Source organism: Paenibacillus sp. yr247 (genome assembly GCF_900103825.1).
In the GTDB taxonomy this organism is placed as follows: domain Bacteria; phylum Bacillota; class Bacilli; order Paenibacillales; family NBRC-103111; genus Paenibacillus_E.
This window is the reverse complement of the sequence record NZ_FNIF01000014.1, coordinates 46,760-65,947: the sequence shown is the minus strand read 5'-3', so window position 1 is coordinate 65,947 and position 19,188 is coordinate 46,760. Positions and strand designations below refer to the sequence as shown.

Annotated in this window: 19 protein-coding genes and 1 riboswitch; of the genes, 14 read left to right on the top strand and 5 right to left on the bottom strand. The window is 45.3% G+C overall.

The window, feature by feature from the left end; genetic code table 11:
* Positions 1–168 precede the first annotated feature (168 nt).
* From BLT91_RS20215 to uvrC, 3 genes are all read left to right on the top strand, one after another.
* Complete coding sequence (locus BLT91_RS20215; protein ID WP_090824241.1) at positions 169–552, top strand: MerR family transcriptional regulator; 384 nt, start codon at positions 169–171, stop codon at positions 550–552.
* A 142-nt stretch (positions 553–694) separates the two neighbouring features.
* Positions 695–1,009, top strand: a complete 315-nt coding sequence (trxA, locus tag BLT91_RS20210; RefSeq protein WP_090824239.1) for a thioredoxin — start codon at positions 695–697, stop codon at positions 1,007–1,009.
* A 169-nt stretch (positions 1,010–1,178) separates the two neighbouring features.
* Complete coding sequence (gene uvrC, locus BLT91_RS20205; protein WP_090824237.1) at positions 1,179–3,107, top strand: excinuclease ABC subunit UvrC; 1,929 nt, start codon at positions 1,179–1,181, stop codon at positions 3,105–3,107.
* Here the strand turns inward: uvrC and BLT91_RS20200 are convergent.
* Complete coding sequence (locus BLT91_RS20200; RefSeq protein ID WP_090824235.1) at positions 3,067–4,698, bottom strand: CPBP family intramembrane glutamic endopeptidase; 1,632 nt, start codon at positions 4,696–4,698, stop codon at positions 3,067–3,069. The two genes, uvrC and BLT91_RS20200, sit on opposite strands and share 41 nt — an antisense overlap.
* Before the next feature lie 209 nt (positions 4,699–4,907).
* On the opposite strand from BLT91_RS20200, the gene BLT91_RS20195 reads away from it, so the two are divergent.
* The 3 genes from BLT91_RS20195 to BLT91_RS20185 are packed head-to-tail and all read left to right on the top strand — an operon-like array spanning position 4,908 to position 8,199.
* Positions 4,908–6,260, top strand: a complete 1,353-nt coding sequence (locus BLT91_RS20195) for a TrkH family potassium uptake protein (RefSeq protein WP_090824230.1) — start codon at positions 4,908–4,910, stop codon at positions 6,258–6,260.
* Between the two features lie 14 nt (positions 6,261–6,274).
* A complete protein-coding gene (locus BLT91_RS20190; protein ID WP_090824228.1) occupies positions 6,275–6,937 on the top strand; it encodes a potassium channel family protein in 663 nt (220 codons plus the stop codon).
* Positions 6,937–8,199 (top strand): cation:proton antiporter, encoded by a 1,263-nt coding sequence (locus BLT91_RS20185; RefSeq protein ID WP_090824226.1) that lies wholly within the window; start codon positions 6,937–6,939, stop codon positions 8,197–8,199. Before BLT91_RS20190 ends, BLT91_RS20185 begins: the two co-directional genes overlap by 1 nt.
* Before the next feature lie 52 nt (positions 8,200–8,251).
* Here BLT91_RS20185 and BLT91_RS20180 read toward each other — a convergent pair whose 3' ends face one another.
* A complete protein-coding gene (locus BLT91_RS20180; protein WP_090824225.1) occupies positions 8,252–9,148 on the bottom strand; it encodes a LysR family transcriptional regulator in 897 nt (298 codons plus the stop codon).
* Between the two features lie 288 nt (positions 9,149–9,436).
* Here BLT91_RS20180 and BLT91_RS20175 point away from each other — a divergent pair, with 288 nt between their 5' ends.
* Genes BLT91_RS20175 through sdhB form a run of 3 tightly spaced genes read left to right on the top strand, consistent with a single transcriptional unit; the run spans position 9,437 to position 12,637 of the window.
* Positions 9,437–10,090, top strand: a complete 654-nt coding sequence (locus tag BLT91_RS20175) for a succinate dehydrogenase cytochrome b558 subunit (protein WP_090824223.1) — start codon at positions 9,437–9,439, stop codon at positions 10,088–10,090.
* A 16-nt stretch (positions 10,091–10,106) separates the two neighbouring features.
* On the top strand, positions 10,107–11,870 hold the full coding sequence (gene sdhA / locus BLT91_RS20170) for a succinate dehydrogenase flavoprotein subunit (RefSeq protein WP_090824222.1): 1,764 nt from the start codon (positions 10,107–10,109) through the stop codon (positions 11,868–11,870).
* 2 nt (positions 11,871–11,872) lie between these two features.
* The gene (sdhB, locus tag BLT91_RS20165; protein ID WP_090824220.1) at positions 11,873–12,637 is read left to right on the top strand and encodes a succinate dehydrogenase iron-sulfur subunit; all 765 of its coding nucleotides are present in this window, start codon (positions 11,873–11,875) and stop codon (positions 12,635–12,637) included.
* A gap of 71 nt (positions 12,638–12,708) precedes the next feature.
* On the opposite strand, the gene BLT91_RS20160 is transcribed toward sdhB, so the two are convergent.
* Positions 12,709–12,897 carry a hypothetical protein gene (locus BLT91_RS20160; protein ID WP_090824218.1) on the bottom strand — a complete coding sequence of 63 codons (189 nt, stop codon included), beginning with the start codon at positions 12,895–12,897 and terminating at the stop codon, positions 12,709–12,711.
* Between the two features lie 156 nt (positions 12,898–13,053).
* Positions 13,054–13,162: riboswitch (guanidine-I (ykkC/yxkD leader) on the top strand.
* A 65-nt stretch (positions 13,163–13,227) separates the two neighbouring features.
* Between BLT91_RS20160 and BLT91_RS20155 the strand changes: the two genes are divergently transcribed.
* The 3 genes from BLT91_RS20155 to BLT91_RS20145 are packed head-to-tail and all read left to right on the top strand — an operon-like array spanning position 13,228 to position 15,898.
* Entirely contained in the window at positions 13,228–14,250 is a 1,023-nt protein-coding gene (locus tag BLT91_RS20155; protein ID WP_090824216.1) for an ABC transporter substrate-binding protein, read from the top strand.
* Between the two features lie 19 nt (positions 14,251–14,269).
* On the top strand, positions 14,270–15,088 hold the full coding sequence (locus BLT91_RS20150; RefSeq protein ID WP_090824214.1) for an ABC transporter permease: 819 nt from the start codon (positions 14,270–14,272) through the stop codon (positions 15,086–15,088).
* 3 nt (positions 15,089–15,091) lie between these two features.
* Positions 15,092–15,898, top strand: a complete 807-nt coding sequence (locus BLT91_RS20145; protein WP_254777037.1) for an ABC transporter ATP-binding protein — start codon at positions 15,092–15,094, stop codon at positions 15,896–15,898.
* A gap of 38 nt (positions 15,899–15,936) precedes the next feature.
* Here the strand turns inward: BLT91_RS20145 and BLT91_RS20140 are convergent, their stop codons facing one another.
* Positions 15,937–16,146, bottom strand: a complete 210-nt coding sequence (locus tag BLT91_RS20140) for a hypothetical protein (protein WP_090824212.1) — start codon at positions 16,144–16,146, stop codon at positions 15,937–15,939.
* 100 nt (positions 16,147–16,246) lie between these two features.
* On the opposite strand from BLT91_RS20140, the gene BLT91_RS20135 reads away from it, so the two are divergent.
* Positions 16,247–17,308 carry a LacI family DNA-binding transcriptional regulator gene (locus BLT91_RS20135; protein ID WP_090824209.1) on the top strand — a complete coding sequence of 354 codons (1,062 nt, stop codon included), beginning with the start codon at positions 16,247–16,249 and terminating at the stop codon, positions 17,306–17,308.
* Between the two features lie 90 nt (positions 17,309–17,398).
* Here the strand turns inward: BLT91_RS20135 and BLT91_RS20130 are convergent, their stop codons facing one another.
* The gene (locus BLT91_RS20130) at positions 17,399–18,379 is read right to left on the bottom strand and encodes a cation diffusion facilitator family transporter (protein WP_090824207.1); all 981 of its coding nucleotides are present in this window, start codon (positions 18,377–18,379) and stop codon (positions 17,399–17,401) included.
* 411 nt (positions 18,380–18,790) lie between these two features.
* On the opposite strand from BLT91_RS20130, the gene BLT91_RS32355 reads away from it, so the two are divergent.
* Positions 18,791–19,003 (top strand): hypothetical protein, encoded by a 213-nt coding sequence (locus BLT91_RS32355; RefSeq protein WP_090824205.1) that lies wholly within the window; start codon positions 18,791–18,793, stop codon positions 19,001–19,003.
* The last annotated feature ends 185 nt before the right edge of the window (positions 19,004–19,188 follow it).

Below are 19,188 nucleotides of genomic sequence, written 5' to 3'. Positions count from 1 at the left end.
GTATACCCAAATTCGTCGAAAGTTGTAAAGCTTATCAAAGTGACAATTATGCAAACAATAACAGATAGCAGCGGAAAGTGTAAAATAAGACTTGACTCTAACATTAGTGTTATGGTTTACAATAAGAGCATCCTTACTTGATCAAGGAAAAGGAAAAAGGTGAAGACCATGCGGATTAGTGAGTTATCCAAGCTTACCGGTGCCAGCATTCGGTCCTTGCGGTACTATGAGGCCAAAGGATTAATTGCGACACAACGTGAAGAAAACGGATACCGTGTGTTCAACCAGATGGCTGTTGAGCGCGTGAAGACCATTCAGTTTTATTTGAGCTTAGGCTTTACGACCGAACAGATTGAAAGCTTTCTAAACTGTGTCATGAAAAATCAGGAGTCGTTGTGCGATGATTTGCTGCCGCTCTATACAGAGAAGCTCCAAGACATCGAACGACAGATGGAAATGCTGCAGATGCTGCAAGCTAATTTGAAGGATCGTATCGCGTATATCGAGCAGCAAAGGCTTCAAGGGCTGCCAGTAGGTTTGCCTACTAAGTAATGTCAAAGTCAACCTTTTTGCTAACTTATGGCTTGGTTGAAATGACCTACTGGTGTGGTATACTTTACATGTTGACGTTCATCGGTAGCAATGTACTACTTGATGTTATAAATCCAATCCATTAGTAGAAGGAGGAACTATCATGTCAATCGTGAATGTTTCTGATAACAGTTTTAAAGCTGAAGTTGAAGGAGAAGGTACAGTACTTGTAGACTTCTGGGCACCTTGGTGCGGACCTTGTAAAATGATCGCTCCTGTTTTGGAAGAGCTTGATAAAGAAATTGAGTCCTTGAAAATCGCAAAAGTAAACGTGGATGACAATCCGGAGTCCGCTGCTCGCTTTGGCGTTATGAGTATTCCAACACTGATCGTTTTCAAAGACGGACAGCCTGTTGATAAAGTGGTTGGTTTCCAATCCAAAGAAGCTCTAAAAAATGTTGTAACTCGTCATCAATAATTTGTTTCAAACTAGAAACAATTGTTCGTGAGAAAAAGCTCTTTTTCTGCTATGCTGAAAAGGAGCTTTTTTTTTGTTTCCGAGAATGGGGGAGTATTTAAAATAGAAGCTAGGAGCAGCTGCTGCTCACAAGTTAGGTACGTTTTTGCGCGAGAGGAGATTTGAAAGCATGTCGGAGAATGAGCATGAGGACGCCGGAGTCCGCGAACAGAGTTTAGAAGTGATTAGACATAAGCTGTCCCTATTACCAGATAAACCAGGCTGTTATATTATGAAAAACCGCGAAGGCACTATTATTTATGTGGGGAAAGCTAAAGTTTTGAAAAATCGTGTGCGTTCCTATTTCACAGGGAGTCACAGTGCGAAAACGCAAAAATTGGTCAGCGAAATCCGCGACTTTGAATATATTATTACCTCCTCGAACATGGAGGCTTTGATTCTCGAGTGTAATCTGATTAAGCAGCATCATCCGCGGTACAACGTACTCTTGAAGGATGATAAGACGTTCCCTTATATCAAGATTACACACGAAGAGCAGCCGCGCCTGGAAGTCACGCGGCGGGTGTTTAAGGATAAGGGGAAGTACTTCGGCCCTTATCCAAATGCCTTTGCGGCCCAGCAGACGAAGAAGCTGCTGGACCGGCTCTATCCGCTCCGCAAGTGCAAGACGATGCCCGAGAAAGTATGCCTATACTATCATATCGGGCAGTGTCTGGCGCCTTGCGAGTTCGATGTATCCGCAGAGACGAATGAGCGGATGGTGCAGGAGATCAGCCGTTTCCTGAACGGGGGACACGATGTTATTAAGGAAGAACTGACGGCCAAAATGCTGGCCGCAGCGGAGGAACTGAACTTCGAGCGCGCGAAGGAGCTGCGCGATCATATCATGAACATCGACGCCGTGATGGAGAAGCAGAAGATCACGACGGCAGATGCGCTAGACCGCGATGTGTTCGGCTACGCGGTTGACAAGGGCTGGATGGCTGTTCACATCCAGTACATGCGCCAGGGCAAGCTTATCGAGCGGCATGTCTCGCTGTTTCCTTATTACGGTGATGAGTACAATGACTTCATCACCTACGTCACCCAGGTCTACAGCGACAATCCGGCGCTGCCGAAGGAGATTTTCCTGCCGCCGGTGCCTGTTCAGTCATCAGATGCCCCGGCGCCTGCTGCTGAAGTTGCAGAAGCGGGAGCTCCAACACAGGCCGTTGCCCAAGCTGAGGCCGAAGAAAAGGATGTCCGCGAAGCGCTTGAATCCTGGCTGAAGGTCAAGGTGCATATCCCTCAGCGCGGGCTGAAAAAGCAAATGGTCGATATGGCAAGAGACAACGCCCGTAACGCCCTGGATGAAAAGTTCCGCTTGGTAGAACGAGATGAACGCCGCACGACCAAAGCCGTCGAGAATCTCGGCGAATGGCTTGGCACGGGAACGATTCGCCGTATCGAAGCGTTCGATAACTCGAACATTCAAGGGACGAACCCGGTGTCTGCAATGGTCGTCTTCGTCGACGGTAGACCCGACCGCAAGGAGTACCGCAAATATAAAGTAAAAACGGTCGTTGGACCAGATGATTACGAAACGATGCGCGAGGTAATTCGCCGCAGGTACGAACGTGTGCTCAAAGACAATCTCACGCTGCCTGACCTGATCGTCGTGGACGGAGGGAAAGGGCAGATTTCGGCGGCGGTTGATGTACTGGAGAACGAATTAGGTCTATTCATCCCAATCTGCGGACTGGTCAAGGATGCGAAGCACAAAACGGCACAACTTATGATTGGAGATCCAGCTGAGGTTGTTCCCTTGCCGCGCGATAGCCAGGAGTTCTACCTGCTTCAGCGCATTCAAGACGAAGTTCACAGATTCGCGATCACCTTCCATCGAGAAACGAGAGCGAAGTCGATGATCGCGTCCCAGTTGGACGCGATTCCTGGAATCGGGGAGAAACGCCGGAAGGCCTTGTTGAAGCATTTCGGCTCGGTACGCAAAATAAAAGAGGCTGAAGTACATGACTTCAAGCCTCTAGGTATAGGTGAGAAATTAGCTAGCGAGATTCTCAAAGCACTTCAAGGCGAGGCGGCGGCTCCCCAGGAATAAGGGGGCTCCGCCTTTTTCCGTGCAGCCAGGCCAGCGCGACGCCAATCAAGCCAGGCAGCAAGATATAGAAAATGCCAGCGAGCACATCGCTCACATGTCCTAAGGAGAAAAGGGACATCCCCATGAGGATGCTGTCCATGCTCGCATGAGCGAATACGGCGGTTATGAAACCATATTTCAAGAAGACATAACCAAGAATAATGCCGATGATAGTAACCTCGACTAACCGTGTATAGACGGGATAAATGGGATACTGGGTATGGCTCGCCGCCCAGATCACACTGGGAATAACCACCGCAATAAAGTTATTGCGAAACAGCTTCTTAAATAGGATGATACCGAGCAGTCGGTAGGTCGCTTCTTCAGATATCGCCGCAACCCAGGCCATTAGCGGAAAGAAGCGAGGCTCTAACATATTAAGGATTGAATCAGACGGATCATTTACGGCCCAAACGTCAAAGTTCACTTCGCCTGTGTAGAACAAGACCTGCTGAACGCCTAAGATGAAGAGGGCAAGCAAATAGCCGCGCCCCATGCCGTGAAAAACTTGTGTGCCAAATATTGTTTCTTTCCATGCTGGCCATTTCCGCTGACCAATAGAATCCCATAATCCATTACCGGCGGTTAGAGCAAAGTAGAGCGAAATACCGAGCAGTATGGTCACAACGTTCATGAAAATAATGGCTACCCATGTCATCAACTCATTGTTCACGGCGCCACTGACGGCTTTAAATGCAGGATACATATTCATGTTATTAGAGATATAAATAGCTAAGAAAATAGCGGTTAATAACAAGCCTCTGCTGAATTTGATATGTTTTCTATAGATGATGGCAAAAACAATTGCGGCAATCGTCATGATGACTGTGAAACCCATAGAGATCCAAGTCATAACGGAAGCGGAATGATCCTGCTGTTCTAGCCAGGCTTGATGAGAGGCTGGTAAGCTGAACAAAACGGAATAGCCGGTTAGGTCTTTATCGTCGAATTCAACGCGAACTTGTAATTTCGCTTCGCCAATTGGTTTGGATTGCTTTTCATAATATAGGATCGTTCCGTATGCTTGTTCCTCAGTTGCCGGTTTATCGATTAGCGTCATCTCATCCGGATCAAGCCCTTGTGCCCGCATTTCCTGCTTGGCCAAAATGTCCGCTTTCTGTTTACTAATCATGAAACTTTCAGTCGAAGTTTGCGTTTCGCGCCATCCGATGACCGCTGCATTTGTATAATTAATTTCAACTTCAAATTGACGATTCGTCTTCTTATCTTCTACACTAACCTGATAGTAATCAACGGGGTACCGCTCCCCATAGGTCATCTTATAGGCTTCTGACAGATGCTCCTTTTGCAAATAACCGCTGCGTTCTTTTTTGGACTGATACACAACGAATGTTTGAGTGTCCTGTAGAGCGTATCGATCACTTACAAAGCTAGCAGCACGATCTGCAGCTTGCACTTTCGAAATCGAGGGATTTTCAGTTGATGGCGCTTCTTCGGTTTGAAGTCCGTATAAAGCAGATATTCCTACATAAAGCGTTATTCCGATACAGGCAAGGATGAGTAGAAAACGGTTTAATTTCGGCCTTAGCATAACGAAGTTCCCTTCTAGATTCACATTTATGAAACCCTAGCTTCCACGTTACCACAGTTTAAAAAGAATGCCAATTCGGTGGTAAAGAACCCCAAACGGTTATATAATACCTATCATCGAATGATAAGCCGAATTTCTTAAAGATAACGGGGAACGCTACCGTTGAAGGAATTGGAAATCCCGTGTTTTTGCATATTACAGGAGGCTCAATGAATAAAAAGTTAAATTTTTGGCAGATGACGCCACCTCAAATTCTAGTCCTTGGGTTTGCAGCCATCATCTTTCTCGGAGCAGGCCTCCTAACTCTCCCATTTGCTTCAGCAACAGGGCAGTCTATTCCATTTATTGATGCACTCTTTACAGCGACGTCCGCTACCTGTGTAACAGGGCTTGTTGTTGTAGATACAGGGAGTGCCTACACCATGTTTGGACAGATTGTGATTGTAAGCTTAATCCAAGTTGGCGGATTAGGGTTCATGACGATGTCAACGTTGCTCGCATTTGTGTTCCGTAAGAAAATTACCCTCAAGGAGAGATTAGTTCTTCAAGAGGCTTTTAATCAAGGCAGCATGGAAGGCATCGTTCGTCTGATCCGTAAAGTCATCATTTACTCCTTATCCATTGAAGCGATTGCAGCCGTTATTTTCACCGTACGTTGGACGTTTGATCTCGGCTTTTCCAAAGCATTGTACTTTGGAATCTGGCACGCCATTTCCATGTTTAATAACGCAGGGTTTGATTTATTTGGGACTGTGGATGCACCTTTCGTTTCTTTTACAGGTTATGTGGATGATTTTGTGGTCAACTTTGTAGCGATGGCGCTTATTGTTCTTGGGGGTATTGGCTTTATTGTGATGTCCGATGCAATGGATTATCGCAAGACAAAGAAGCTTTCCCTGCACTCCAAAGTTGTGCTTAGTATGACTGGCCTTCTCATTGTGCTTGGAGCCCTTATCATCTTTATATTCGAATATACGAATAACAGAACATTAGGCTCGCTTGATTTGGGAGGCAAAGTACTAGCTTCATTCTTTCAATCCATTGCTCCGCGAACAGCAGGTCCGAATACCGTAGATATGGGTGCGATGCGTCAAGCCTCTCAATTTTTCATTGTTATTTTGATGTTTATCGGTGCATCTCCCGGCTCTACAGGGGGCGGTATCAAAACAACCACATTCACTATTCTGATCGCTGCCATTGTCACGATGATTCGTGGAAAAGAAGATATTGTTATTTATCGTTATCGGTTAGCGAAAGATCGTATTCTCAAGGCAATCACCTTGACAATGATGGCTTTATTTTTAGTTATTTTCGTAACGATGCTGTTATCAACGACAGAACATTCACAATTATTGAAAATTTTGTTTGAAGTGACTTCGGCGTTCGGGACCGTGGGATTAACCATGGGACTTACCCCCGATTTAACTACTTTTGGCAAGATCCTGATTAGTTTGACGATGTTTGCCGGAAGACTGGGCCCGATCACACTCGCCTATGCGCTGCAGCCGAAACAAGAGAAGGAACTATATAGATACCCAGAGGGTAAAATCACGATTGGATAGGGGAAACAGACAAGATGAAGAAGACAGAGTATGTGGTTGTTGGGCTTGGGCGCTTTGGTGCAAGTATTTCCAAGGAACTAATGAAGCTGGGCAACGAAGTGCTTGGGATTGATAAAGATGAAGAAGCCGTTGACGAATTGAGTGATGAACTTACCCATACCGTAGTAGCCGATGCGACAGACGAGGAAGTGCTAAAGTCTTTGGGGGTACGTAATTTTGAATGTGCCGTTGTTGCCATTGGAGATGACATTCAATCCAGTATTTTAACAGCCATTTTGCTCAAAGATTTGGGGGTCAAAAAGGTTGTTGCCAAGGCATTGTCCGAATTGCACGGTAAAGTTCTGCATAAAATAGGTGTCGATCGTGTTATCTATCCCGAGCGAGATATGGGGATTCGGGTAGCCCATCAGCTGGTTTCTCCTAACTTACTGGACTATATTGAGATTTCGAAAGATTACACGATTGCTGAGCTGTCTGTACCCAAAAGACTTTGTGGTTTAACTATTAAAGAATTAGATCCACGTGCCAAATTTGGCTGCAGTGTTGTAGCCATTAATAAGCAAACAGGGGTCATTATCGCGCCAACCGCAACGGATGTAGTCAACGAGAATGATTTGATGGTGATTATTGGTACAAATAGTCAAATTAACAAATTCGAAAGCGAAGTTATCGGATAATGGATAATACGATCACGCATCTCATTGAGCACATTCTCATCCTACTCGTTCTCATTTTTGGATTGGGCATGTTTTTCGGCAAGGTTGCTCAATGGCTGAAATTGCCTGACGTTGCTTTATTTCTAATAGCTGGCATGCTCGCGGGACAAGCTTTTCATTGGATTAATGAGTCAAGCACTTCATTCACCAATCAATTTATTCTCGTCATTGGTTCTACTTTAATCCTCTTCGACGGGGGGCGTAATATCAAACTCGCCGGTCTACGCCAAGTATGGCTAACGGTAAGTTTATTGAGCATTCCCGGCGTACTGATCACTTGCGGGACCGTCGCTGTTGTTGCTCATCTGCTGTTGGATTTACCGTGGCTTTATGCTTTATTGCTAGGTGCGATTATCGCCTCCACTGATCCTGCTACCCTCATCCCTGTATTTAAACAGGTAAAGATTCGTACGAAAGTTAGAGAGACGGTGGAAAGTGAATCTGCTTTTAACGATGCGACAGCTTCTATTTTAACTTTTTCATTAATAGCCATCATTTTAGGTACACAAGAGGTCTCTTTGATGTCGGGCACCCTTGATTTTGTGAAGACTGCGCTTGGGGGGCTCTTACTCGGGGCTGCTATTGGATACGTGATGACGTTCATGGCAGCGCATTTGAAGCTTGGTTTCTTGAGGGACTACACAACAATAGCAATGGTCGTTACTTCATTAGGTGCTTATATGGCTGGAGAAATGATAGGCGTTAGTGGTTTCATGGCGACCTTTACAGCAGGGTTGATTTGGGGGAATGCCGAAACGTTCAAGCTGAATATGCAAGATAAACGGCATGAAATGGACCATTTTTCGGAAAATATCACCGTTATCATGCGCATGCTCATTTTCATCCTACTTGGCAGTCAAGTTAACTTCCCGTTAATTCTCGCTCATTTCTGGACGAGCTTAGGTGTTATCTTTGTATTCATGTTTATCGCGCGGCCACTTACTGTTCTGATTTGTACTTGGCCAGACCGCAAAGCAAAGTGGAGGCGAAATGAAATCTTGTTCATGTTCTGGGTTCGAGAAACAGGTGTAATTCCAGCAGCTTTGTGTGGTATGGTAGCAGGAATGGGGGTAGCGCACAGTGACCTTATAGCCAGTGTTACTTTTATGGCGGTGTTAATCACCATTCTGTTTCAGGCTAGTACAACGGCTTATTTTGCGAGAAAACTGGGGCTTGAAGTTAAGCCTGGTGAGCCCGAAACTCTCGGTAATGGCAAATTTTGAAGATTATACAACCTCTAACTCGTAGCTTTTCCAAGAAGCATGGAGTAGAGGTTTATTTATGCTTAGCGAAGTAGTTAATCGCCTGGGCGACGAACTTCATAGATTCGGGGTTATCCGAAGTATGGTCCGAGTAGATGAGCGAAGTGGTTCGCTTCGTCTGCTCTAATTCGGCCAACTGTCGCAGCATTAACTCGTTATTCCGTATTAAGTCTTCGCGTAAGTAAGATTTGGGCAGCAAGGTAGCTGTTTTGCAGGTGGAAACGAGCCGGATGATGGCCTCGAAAGAATCGATCTCCATTTGGACATTAGGGAAGATGGTAAACCGATTAAACAGCTCATCCATCATTATGCGATACCAAGTGCCTTTCGAAAAGAGGATCATGGGCAAATCGTTTAAATCGTTCATTTTGATTGTGGCACGATCGATAAAAGGATGCCCTAGAGGCAGCACCAGACATAAATGGTCATCGAACAAAGGCTCACAATGAAGGCTGGAGGCATTAATCAGGGAGGCAACGATGCCGATATCGACTTTGTTCTCTTTCACCATAGTAACGATTTCATGTGTCTTGCCGGTAAGAAGCTTGATTTCTGTTAGAGGATAATCCTGCAAGTAGTCCGTGATGAGATCGGGGAGTGTGACTTGCAGGGTAGTCAAACTGGCTCCTATCGTGATAGATGTATGGCTTCCGGCTGCTTTGTAAGTTTGGATCGCCTGTTTGAACTTGCGTTCCAGATGGCGCAGCTCTAAAGCGTGGTCGTAGCAAATTTGACCGGCCTTAGTCAATTCAAGCCGTTTCCCTTTGCGGATAAAAAGTTCCACGCCCAGCTCTTCCTCCAGCTTCATTATTTTGCGTGAGAGAGCAGGCTGAGATATGTTCAACAGCTGAGACGCTTTATTGAGGCTTACTTGTTCGACAACAACAGCGAAAACATCCAAGAGCTCCATGGTTTTTCAACCTCCGCATGAATTGGTATATGCAATATTGTTATAAGCGTATATAAAAAAACGGCACTTCCATTATAAGCGTTAAAGAGGTACGATGTACATGTCACTTTTTATTCACATTTATTGGACAACAGTGTATATTCGCTCACTGATTAGGCGTAAAATAGGCGTGGATGATTATGGGTTGACGCTCGTTTGCGGCGAGAGTACAATGATATGTGGCTGTTTTGTCTAAACATGTCGGATGTTAGTTTATGAAATTTTGTTGAGGGGGGAATTGGTTACATTATGGGTAATTCGTATTATTTTCGAAAGATCCACTCTTTGCTTGGCGTAATTCCAGTGGGCTTCTTCCTTATTGAGCATTTGCTCACTAACTATGAAGCAACGAAAGGGCCTGCGGCCTTTGTGGATCAAATTAACTGGTTGAACGGTTTGCCGTTAGTATTACTCATGGAAATCGTGGGGATCTGGCTTCCGCTTCTTTACCATGCCGTTTATGGACTTTATGTAGCCTATCAAGCACGCAATAACGTGTCGAGTTATGGTTATTTCCGCAATCAGATGTTCATGCTTCAACGCGTTACCGGTGTTATCACGTTCTTGTTCGTTGCTTGGCATCTCTTCGAGACTCGTTTGCAGGTTGCCTTGGGGAACGTAGCACATGAAGAACTTGGTCGAACGATGCATGATATTGCGACGAATCCGGTCATGTTCACGATTTATGTAGTAGGTATCGTTTCTGCGACATTCCATTTCTGCAATGGACTTTGGTCGTTCCTAGTTAGCTGGGGAATTACAGTTGGACCGCGCGCGCAACGCTACTCCTCCATTATTTGGATGGCATTGTTCGTTGTGATGTCCGTAATGTTTATCATGTCTTTGACTGCATTTACAGATACGCAATTTCAGCTTCCGGTAGAAGCGCATACGGGGCATTAAGGGAGGGTGAACGAAAGTGGCTAATTCAAAAATCATCGTCGTCGGCGGAGGCCTTGCGGGACTCATGGCGACAATTAAGGCAGCAGAGGCAGGGGTTCATGTACAATTGTTCTCCTTGGTTCCTGTTAAACGTTCCCACTCCGTATGTGCGCAAGGCGGCATAAACGGTGCGGTGAATACTAAAGGTGAAGGTGACTCTACATGGGAGCACTTTGATGATACAGTTTACGGTGGGGATTTCTTAGCAAACCAGCCACCTGTTAAAGCTTTGTGTGACGCGGCTCCAGGTATTATTCATTTGATGGACCGTATGGGCGTTATGTTCAACCGTACACCAGAGGGTCTTCTCGACTTCCGCCGTTTCGGCGGAACCAAGTATCACCGTACGGCTTTCGCAGGCGCAACGACAGGACAACAGCTTTTGTACGCCCTAGACGAGCAAGTACGCCGCTGGGAAACAGCTGGTCTCGTAACGAAGTTCGAGCACTGGGAATTCCTCGGTTCCGTTCTGGATGAAGAAAACGTATGCCGTGGGATTGCGGCTCAAGATCTGCGCAGCATGGAGATTCAAACGTTCCCATCCGACGCGGTTATCTTGGCTACAGGTGGCCCTGGTATCATTTTCGGCAAAACAACAAACTCGGTCATTAACACAGGTACAGCAGCAAGCGCTGTTTACCAGCAAGGTGTTAAATATGCGAATGGTGAAATGATTCAAATTCACCCGACGGCGATTCCCGGAGATGACAAGCTTCGCTTGATGTCCGAATCTGCACGTGGGGAAGGCGGACGTATTTGGACATACAAAGACGGAAAGCCTTGGTATTTTCTCGAAGAGAAATATCCAGCGTACGGTAACTTGGTGCCGCGTGATATTGCGACTCGTGAGATCTTCTCGGTATGCGTAGACCAGAAGCTAGGTATTAACGGCGAAAACATGGTTTACCTCGATCTTTCTCATAAAGATCCGAAGGAGCTTGATATTAAGCTTGGCGGTATTATGGAAATCTACGAGAAATTCATGGGCGATGATCCGCGTAAAATCCCGATGAAGATTTTCCCTGCGGTTCACTATTCCATGGGCGGTATCTGGGTTGACTACAATATGATGACGAACATTCCCGGCTTATTCGCTGCAGGTGAGTGTGAGTATCAGCATCACGGTGCGAACCGTCTGGGCGCGAACTCGCTCGTTTCGGCCATCTATGACGGTATGGTTTCCGGGCCTAAAGCCGTTGAGTATATCCGTGGCTTAGAGAAACATGCCGAGGATACATCCTCTATCGTTTTCGATCGCGAGAAAAAGCGTCATACAGACCGTTACGAGAGCTTGCTCAAAATGAACAACGGAACAGAGAATGCCTATGTTCTGCATAAAGAGCTAGGTGAAATGATGAATGCTAACATGACGGTCGTTCGCTACAATGATCGTTTGGAAGATACAATTGGTAAAATCAAGGATTTGAAAGAAAGATACAACAATATCAACATTACAGATACAGCTCGTTGGAACAATCAAGGGGTTGCGTTCACGCGTCAGCTGTGGAACATGTTCGAGTTGGCTGAAGCGATGACGCTTGGCGCTTTGATGCGTGACGAGAGCCGCGGTGCGCATTATAAGCCTGCGTTCCCAGAGCGTGATGATGACAACTTCATGAAAACAACAATTGCTGATTGGACGCCGGAAGGCCCGAAAATCAGCTATGAAGAAATCGATGTATCGCTGATTGCGCCACGGAAACGTGACTATTCAACGGAGAAGAAAAAGGGAGGACATTAATCATGGCGGAGACACTAAGCGCACAAAAAACAGTGAAGTTTATCGTGACTCGTCAAGAGAGTCCAGATTCGAAACCTTATACCGAGGAATTTGAAATTCCGTATCGCTCCAATATGAACGTCATCAGCGGTTTGATGGAAGTACAGCGCAATCCGAAAAACGCGAATGGCGACAAAACGACTCCTGTATGTTGGGAATCCAACTGTCTCGAGGAAGTTTGCGGAGCTTGTTCTATGGTTATCAACGGTAAGCCGCGCCAAGCTTGTTCGGCTTTGATTGATAAGCTGGAACAGCCGATTCGCGTAGCTCCAATGAGCACGTTCCCAGTTATGCGTGACCTTGTAATTGACCGTGGACGGATGTTCAATGCATTGAAGAAAGTCAAAGCTTGGGTACCGATTGATGGCACGTATGATCTTGGACCAGGTCCTCGTATGGCGGAGTCGAAGCGTCAATGGGCTTACGAGCTGTCCAAATGTATGACATGCGGTGTATGTCTAGAAGCTTGTCCTAACGTGAATGACAAAAACTCCTTTATCGGACCTTCAGCGCTTTCCCAAGTTCGTCTGTTCAATGCTCATCCAACAGGTGAAATGAACAAAGACGAGCGTTTGGATACGCTGATGACAGACGGTGGAATCGAAGGCTGCGGTAACTCGCAGAACTGCGTTCGCTCCTGTCCGAAAGGCATTCCGCTGACGACTTCTATCGCAGCGCTGAATGCAGATACAACAAAGCATTTATTCAAAAAATGGTTAGGCGTGTAAGCGTCTGTAACAAGAAAAAAGCCCGATACCCTGATCCGCAGGGTGTCGGGCTTTTTTGTAAGTGGAAGAGGTTAATGACCAGAGGGGAAAGCTTTTGTTTTGGTAGAATCAAATTTATCTATAGGGGCAATCAGTAGAGAATGCTGGAATGTGGGGTATCCCTCTTGCAGATCAGATACAGAAGGGCCCGGTAATGGCTTAGGTGTAGGTTGAAGCAGCTTGTTATCTAACATACGAATATGGAAATGGATCGAATACATCGTATACACCTCCGTTTATAGGACATTTATGTTATATATTATTACATATTAGAGGTTTTTGACAACAAATTAATTATTAGTGTTATGTATATTGACATATTCTCACGATATAAGTATGATAAATACAAATGTAAGATTTCGTAACAACCTCATAGCAAACTTGTTTTCTAGGGTTCCGCGACAGAATGAAGGCTGTTGGTCAGGTCCGAGAGAAGACACACGGTGAACTTCATCGTGCACACGGAGGGATAAAAGCCCGGGAGGATATCAGAACATGATATCGTTCCGGGCTTTTCTTTTTACCAGTAAATAGGGAGAGGGAGAATCGGAATGAGAAAAAGAATGGTATTTCTGATGATGGCGTTGTTATTGACTTTTACATTAGTTAGCGGATGTACGAGTAAAGGGGCAACTAGCACGAAAACAGGGGGAAGCGGAGAGCCGATTAAATTGGCACTTAGTCCATGGCCGGGTTGGTTTGTTTGGTATTTAGTGAAGGAGAAGGGCTTCTTCGAGAAAAATGGGGTTAAGGTTGATCTCGTTTGGTTCCCTGTGTATAGCGATTCCTTATCTGCACTTACGTCAGGTAAAGTCGATGCAAACAGCCAAACATTAAGCGATACGCTCGCTCCGGCGAGTAAAGGGATTCCACTGAAAGCTGTTCTAGTGAACGATAATTCTAATGGCGGAGACGGCGTTGTTGTGAAGCCAAGCATTAATTCACTTAAGGATTTGAAAGGTAAAAAAGTGGCGACTGAGCTCGGAACGGTCGATCATCTTCTCATGCTGACCGCACTTGAAAAGGAGGGTCTTGCAGAGAAAGATGTTGCTTATACGAATATGACAGTCAACGATGCAGGGCCTGCTTTCATTTCAGGCAACTTGGATGCCGCGGTACTATGGGAGCCATTCTTAAGCAAAGCGATTCAAGAGGGTAAGGGTAAGCTGCTATTCTCCTCCAAGGATACACCGGGACTTATTCCTGATCTGCTAGTTTTTAAAGAAGAAATAACGAAGAATCGTCCGGATGATGTGAAGAAAATCATTAATGCCTGGTTTGATGCCTTGGATTACTGGAAGGCAAATCCGGAAGAGTCATTAAAGATTATGGCGAAGGCAGCAGAGACGCCGGTGGATGAATATAAAGCGGGTGTCGATAGTGTGAAAATCTTCCAACTGGAAGATAATGTGAAAGCTTTTCAAAAAAGCGATTCCTACGGATCTCTCCATTTCACGTCGCAGAAGACAGCGGAGTTTTTGAAAGGACTAGATATGTTGACTTCCATTCCGAAGGCGGAAAGCTTCTTAGATGGACACTTTGTAGATGAAGTGCTGAAGGAGCGTAAGAAATAACAGCTAAGTGAGGTGCTCTATGGACACGACTATCAAAAAAAGACGCAAATCAACGTTGTTTGCCATACGGGGCGATATTAATCGTAGAACGTATATTTCGGGTATCGTGCTGATTGTTGTGTTGGCTATGCTGTTCTGGAGTGTACTCAGCTATGGTAACTTTGTAAATCGCACTTTCTTGCCTACACCGGATCAAGTTCTTCGTCAATTTATGATTCAACTGCAGAGCTCTGTATTTTGGAACCATGTGGGGATAAGTATTTTTCGAGTAGGAGCGGGTTTCTTACTTGCTTGTTTGCTCGGTATACCGCTTGGTATTCTGGCTGGTACGTTTCGCTTTGCCGAAGCGCTGCTCGTTCCTCCGACTGAGTTTATCCGCTATATGCCAGCGACGGCCTTCATCCCACTTATCATGGTTTGGGCGGGGATTGGTGAATGGGCGAAGGTCATCGTGATTTTCATTGGCTGCTTCTTCCAGCTCATGCTGATGGTAGCGGATAATACACGCTCGGTATCCAATGATTTGCTGCAAACCTCATATACGCTTGGTGCGAATCGCTGGCAGGTGATCGAAAGGGTGCTTATTCCCGCTCTGCTGCCAGATCTGATGAACACAATGCGGTTAATTATTGGATGGGCGTGGACGTATCTGGTGGTTGCTGAGCTGGTTGCGGCCAGCAGCGGCCTGGGGTTTTCCATTATGAAGGCGCAGCGGTTTCTCAATACGGATCAGATCTTCGTTGGGATTATCGCTATTGGTTTGCTCGGATTAATGACGGACCGTACATTTGCATATTGTCACCGTAGATTTTTCCCATGGTTAGAAGGAGGGCGTTAAATCATGCATGCTTTGAATATGGAGCCCTCTGATGACAGAGTCCTGGTTATGAGCAAAATTACAGCTTCGGATGTGACGAAAGTATATAGTACAAAGAAATCCCAGTTTGTTGCGTTGGACAGAGTTTCGTTCCACGTAGACGCGCATGAGTTTGTTAGCTTCGTTGGACCGTCAGGCTGCGGTAAGTCATCTCTCTTACGTATTCTCGCAGGTTTAGAGACGATGACTTCAGGAACACTGCGTATCTCGGAGCATGAGATTGATGGTCCTGGGGCTGACCGTGGGATGGTATTCCAGTCGTATACGTTGTTCCCTTGGCTTTCTGTAAGGGAGAATATCGAGTTCGGACTGACACTTAAGGGGGTTCCCTTGTTCGAAAAAAGGGCCATATCCGATCACTTCATGGAGCTTGTCGGGCTGCAGAAGTTCGCTAGATCACTGCCGAAGGAGCTCTCGGGCGGGATGAAACAGCGGGTCGCCATCGCTCGGGCTCTGGCGAACAATCCAGACGTGCTGCTGATGGATGAGCCGTTTGGGGCTCTGGATCCGCAGACGAAAAATTCCATGCAGGAGCTGCTGCTGCGGATTTGGGAGAAGGAGAAAACGACCGTTGTCTTCATCACGCACGATATCGAGGAAGCGATCTTCCTCTCCCAGCGTGTGTATGTGATGCAGGCGCATCCGGGCACGATTCGTAAGGAGATCGTAATCCCGCGTGGACTGCGTGAAGTAGAAGACGTGAAGGATTCGGAGTCTTTTATTAAATTGAAGAAGCAGATTATTTCGCTGATTGGGCATCACGAGGATTAAGGACTTAACTTGGCCGTTTTACGGCCAAGTTTTTTACTTCAATTTGAAGCTATAGCTTGACCAGGATGAGGCCAACAAAGAGAAGGAGTAAGGCAATGACTTGAATGAGGGTAAGCCGCCAAGATTAGCCCAGCGGTAACTTTTAGCCCGCCGTTGCGGAAGAAGAAGAGGAGACCGCCTAGCGTAACGAGTCCGAACCATTTCTTTTCTTTGATTGTGATCGGCTCTTTGAGAACGAATGTTACCATATAGCGAATTGCTCTTGGAATGCACAGAATAGCGGGATTTGACGAGTGATTTGCTTATCGATAAAATGAGTAAAAGCGTTTCAAGAATGAGGGAAGTTCAATGAGCAAAAGTAAACAGCCCACAATTGTAGATGTGGCTTCGGAAGCAGGCGTTTCCATTGCTACTGTATCCAATGTTATAAATCGCAGGAAGGTGCCGATGTCGCCGGAGACGATACGGAAAGTAGAAGAAGCAGTTATTCGGCTAGGTTATCGCCGCAACGTGATGGCTACAAACCTTAGTCGGCGTCGATCCTATGAGTTAGGGCTGATCATTCCGCATTTTGGCGGCTATTATGGACGGTTTGCGGAGAAGCTGGAACAGAAAGTGCACCGTTTCGGCTATCATTTATCGGTATTTTCAGCGGCAGGTATGGATCCAGAGATTGAGCAGCGTCATCTGGAGCACCTGCTGCAGCGCAGAGTAGACGGCTTAGTGAGCCATGGTTTGGCAATGAGTATGCAGTCGACTCAGCAGTTAGTCGGTGAGGGCACACCGCTGGTCATCTTTAATGGATGGGGTTGGCCTGGCGACATCGTAAAACTGGCTGTTAATTTGGATTTCGCAAAGGCTTCCTCGGAAGCTGTAAAGCATTTCCAAGAATGCGGCTGTCGCTCGATAATTTATGCGGGCAGGCGCAAAGGGATGGGAGCCAATGAGCAGCGCATTCAGGGTTTTATGGCAGGAATTGGCGATTCTGCAGAATCATCGACGATGCATGCGCTGTTAGATGCGGGCGAACTAGATGTTGTTGGCACGCTGGACGAAGCGCTGCGCTTGAGTGGCGATAGGCGCCCTATCGGCATCTATACGTTTAATGATGCGTTGGCGTTCGAGATACTTGCTGTGTGCCATGAGCGAGGTATCCGAGTGCCAGAGGAAGTGCAGCTGATTGGCATGGACAATGAACTGTTTTCTAAGGCCAGTTTTCCTTCCATAACAAGCTTTGACATGCCGGTCGATTTGCAAACAAGCTTGGTTGCGGCTTTTCTCATGCGGCAGATTGGTGAAGACTTGGATGAGGAAAGCACGAAGCTGCTGGAAGAGTATTTGCCCCGTGCCCATGGACATGAACTGTTTATTGACTTGGAGATGATCGTGCGGAAGTCTACAAGGAAATGATAAAGACCATTGATCACTATGGAAGAGTGATCAATGGTCTTTATTAATATTGTATGGAATGCAACGTGATCTGATAAGGTAGAATCATAGTTAAAGGATAGGCAGTGAGCCTGGAAGTTCATTTCTACTCACTTGTCTTTGATGCTTCAAGAACTCTTTGCCATAATCCCCATGGGGATTAATATCGGCGTGTTCAATCTGAATCGTGGAATGCTCGATGCCGTATTTACTCTTCAGCGTCTCATTTATTGCAAGAATGACACAGAAGGGTTGTATGTTGGGACTGATGAACACATGGGAAGTTAATGAATAGTGATCGGTCGAAACCGACCATAGATGCATCTCATGTACATCCTCAACACCTTCCACATTTGCAATCTCTTCGCGAATTTCATCCAGGTTGAAGCGCTCAGGTACCGACTCCATGAGAATAAGGTAAGATTCCCGAATGATTTTGCTGCCGCCGGTAAAAATAATGCCCCCTATGACCATTGAAATAAGAGGATCGAACCAGAGAAGGCCTGAGTAATAAATGACAATGGAAGAGATAATGACCCCAACGGAGCTAAGTAGATCCCCGAAAAAGTGCCACAACGCACTTTTCACATTCAGATTGTCTTCTTCCTTCACACTATTATGGAGAACTAACGTGAGCACAAGGTTAACGATGAAACCAATAGAGGCAATTCCAAGCATAAGTCCAAGTTGAATCGGCTGGGGGTGAATGATACGCTGAACCCCCTCGATGAAGATTCCCAAAGCAATGACGCAGAGTGCTAATCCGTTAAGGAAAGAAGCGATAATTTCAAACCGCAGGAAGCCAAATGTGAAACGAGCATTAGGCTGACGCGTAGCAAGCTGCAGAGCAATCATGCTTAATCCCAAAGCTATGACGTCTGAAATCATATGGGCCGAATCGGATAGCAGCGCAAGCGAATTCGAGAGCACCCCGCCCACAATTTCTATAATAGTAAAAAAAGCGGTCAGTATGAGGGTCACCCATAATGTTTTTCTTGATTTGCTCTGTTCTTTCACATGATGAAGATGGTGGTAGTCGTATTCTATACTCATATGGTTTCTCCTTATTTATAATTATTCTAATTTAATTATTATATGCTAGACCTTGCGTAGGTGCAACTAATTTTGTGTACAAAGTAAAAGAAGTACAATAATAAAACGCTTCCAAAATTGTAACATAATTGAAATGTTCCTGTTATGGTTTCATAATGTTTGGGAGGTAATATAATAACCAAGACCCCCTTTTTAATATAAACTTTTTGAACCCGGCCCCGTTGGCTGGGTTCCTTTTTTTGTGTAGGATTAACACCCTTGATAAATAAGGGTTTGATAAATGAACAGAAGAAGAATCCAACAATAGATTTTACATAGATATAGGCATTAAGCAGCCAGAACATAGATATTCAATGGAAGCCTTAAAACTTTTTGAGAAATAATTAAATAAAGAAGATTATTTTATTGTAAATGAAAAAGGTAAAGAAATTTATCCAATCAAAGGGAATTGAAATATTAAAAAAGCGGTATCCACGCGATGCCGTTTTTTTGTTGCGTCTGAAAGGATTAGATTCTTTTAATGACAACCCAATACTCTCATTAGTTAGTAAAGTGCTTCTTACACAAGTGGAAACATGTGGTAAAATAAATTATAAATTAGCTTTATTAGAGGTGATCAGATAGTAATACTCATAGTGTCTATAGTTCTGATAGCTATTATTTTGACTGCATATTATTATTTAAGTAAATTTTCCGAAGGTCTGTGTAGTTGGACGCACTGCTAAACCATTTCAATAAGAGAAGCATTATTTATTTCGTGGCGCGCATTGTTTTCAAACGTATTAAGTGACTTTCAATAAGCGATGGAA

Bases quoted from the DNA above. Each gene is read 5' to 3' on its own strand.
- BLT91_RS20135 (WP_090824209.1), top strand. From the start codon at position 16,247: ATGAGCAAAAGTAAACAGCCCACAATTGTAGATGTGGCTTCGGAAGCA.
- BLT91_RS20215 (WP_090824241.1), top strand. From the start codon at position 169: ATGCGGATTAGTGAGTTATCCAAGCTTACCGGTGCCAGCATTCGGTCC.
- BLT91_RS20145 (WP_254777037.1), top strand. From the start codon at position 15,092: ATGCATGCTTTGAATATGGAGCCCTCTGATGACAGAGTCCTGGTTATG.
- BLT91_RS20200 (WP_090824235.1), bottom strand. From the start codon at position 4,698: ATGCTAAGGCCGAAATTAAACCGTTTTCTACTCATCCTTGCCTGTATC.
- BLT91_RS20130 (WP_090824207.1), bottom strand. From the start codon at position 18,379: ATGAGTATAGAATACGACTACCACCATCTTCATCATGTGAAAGAACAG.
- BLT91_RS20190 (WP_090824228.1), top strand. From the start codon at position 6,275: ATGAAGAAGACAGAGTATGTGGTTGTTGGGCTTGGGCGCTTTGGTGCA.
- sdhB (WP_090824220.1), top strand. From the start codon at position 11,873: ATGGCGGAGACACTAAGCGCACAAAAAACAGTGAAGTTTATCGTGACT.
- BLT91_RS20175 (WP_090824223.1), top strand. From the start codon at position 9,437: ATGGGTAATTCGTATTATTTTCGAAAGATCCACTCTTTGCTTGGCGTA.
- uvrC (WP_090824237.1), top strand. From the start codon at position 1,179: ATGTCGGAGAATGAGCATGAGGACGCCGGAGTCCGCGAACAGAGTTTA.
- BLT91_RS20185 (WP_090824226.1), top strand. From the start codon at position 6,937: ATGGATAATACGATCACGCATCTCATTGAGCACATTCTCATCCTACTC.
- BLT91_RS20155 (WP_090824216.1), top strand. From the start codon at position 13,228: ATGAGAAAAAGAATGGTATTTCTGATGATGGCGTTGTTATTGACTTTT.
- BLT91_RS20180 (WP_090824225.1), bottom strand. From the start codon at position 9,148: ATGGAGCTCTTGGATGTTTTCGCTGTTGTTGTCGAACAAGTAAGCCTC.
- BLT91_RS20195 (WP_090824230.1), top strand. From the start codon at position 4,908: ATGAATAAAAAGTTAAATTTTTGGCAGATGACGCCACCTCAAATTCTA.
- trxA (WP_090824239.1), top strand. From the start codon at position 695: ATGTCAATCGTGAATGTTTCTGATAACAGTTTTAAAGCTGAAGTTGAA.
- BLT91_RS20140 (WP_090824212.1), bottom strand. From the start codon at position 16,146: ATGGTAACATTCGTTCTCAAAGAGCCGATCACAATCAAAGAAAAGAAA.
- BLT91_RS32355 (WP_090824205.1), top strand. From the start codon at position 18,791: ATGAAAAAGGTAAAGAAATTTATCCAATCAAAGGGAATTGAAATATTA.
- BLT91_RS20160 (WP_090824218.1), bottom strand. From the start codon at position 12,897: ATGTATTCGATCCATTTCCATATTCGTATGTTAGATAACAAGCTGCTT.
- BLT91_RS20150 (WP_090824214.1), top strand. From the start codon at position 14,270: ATGGACACGACTATCAAAAAAAGACGCAAATCAACGTTGTTTGCCATA.